Origin of the sequence: Pseudoalteromonas sp. CST2, from assembly GCF_028599385.1 — a bacterium.
Classification (GTDB): Bacteria; Pseudomonadota; Gammaproteobacteria; order Enterobacterales; family Alteromonadaceae; genus Pseudoalteromonas; species Pseudoalteromonas atlantica.
The window spans coordinates 1-325 of the sequence record NZ_JAQREO010000045.1 but is presented as its reverse complement, the minus strand read 5'-3'; the positions used below and the strand labels follow the sequence as shown (position 1 = coordinate 325).

General features: G+C 41.8%; 1 rRNA gene. It reads left to right on the top strand.

Annotation, left to right across the window (positions count from 1 at the left end):
- The first annotated feature begins 207 nt into the window (after positions 1-207).
- Positions 208-322, top strand: a 5S ribosomal RNA gene (gene rrf / locus PSH41_RS20065).
- Positions 323-325 lie beyond the last annotated feature (3 nt).

Sequence of the window (325 nt, the reverse complement as noted above, 5' to 3'; positions counted from 1 at the left end):
GCAAGATGTGGAAGTGGTGTGAGCCATTAAGCTAACTTGTACTAATTACCCGTGAGGCTTAACCATACAACGCCAAACGCGTTTTGTGACAGAAACAAGCGACAGAAGTTAATAGCTAAAGTAGATAAATACTTAAGACTTAAAAAATATTATCAGATATTTTCCAGATTTAGTTGGTACGTGAAAACGGACTGACACCCTAATTTGCTTGGTAACCATAGCGTTTTGGACCCACCTGACCCCATGCCGAACTCAGTAGTGAAACGAAACAGCGCCGATGATAGTGTAGCATTTGCTATGTGAAAGTAGGACATTGCCAGGCTCC